General features: G+C 29.2%; 1 pseudogene. It reads right to left on the bottom strand.

Annotation, left to right across the window (positions count from 1 at the left end):
* Positions 1-367 (bottom strand): annotated as a pseudogene (locus CQA53_RS12085) (hypothetical protein); the annotation flags it as partial.

Genomic DNA, 367 nt, shown 5'->3' with positions numbered 1-367 from the left:
ATTACAATACGCTATACACTCATATAAACTTTTATCTTTGACTTTGTTATGATTAGAATCTAATTCTAAAAGATAGGAGTAGAGGTAGAGAGTTTGAGTCGTAGGCACTATAGCATGAGAATCAAACCATTTACCAAGTTTAAAATATTCTAAGCCTTGTAACCCTAAACCTATATTAATCATACAATGATTACCTGTAATATCTACACCTAGATTTTGTATAAGATTATCTTGCCATTGATTATTTTCTGTATTGTCATCATCATCTGTTTCTATATGATACACTCTATCGCTTATACTTAGTTTATAGTTATTTCCTTCGTCATCTTTAGCATACCTATTTTCATAGTTCTTAATAAGTGTTTGA

This window comes from Helicobacter didelphidarum (genome assembly GCF_003364195.1).
Lineage (GTDB): Bacteria > Campylobacterota > Campylobacteria > Campylobacterales > Helicobacteraceae > Helicobacter_A > Helicobacter_A didelphidarum.
The sequence above is the reverse complement of the archived record's forward strand: the minus strand, read 5'-3'. Positions and strand labels throughout refer to the sequence as shown.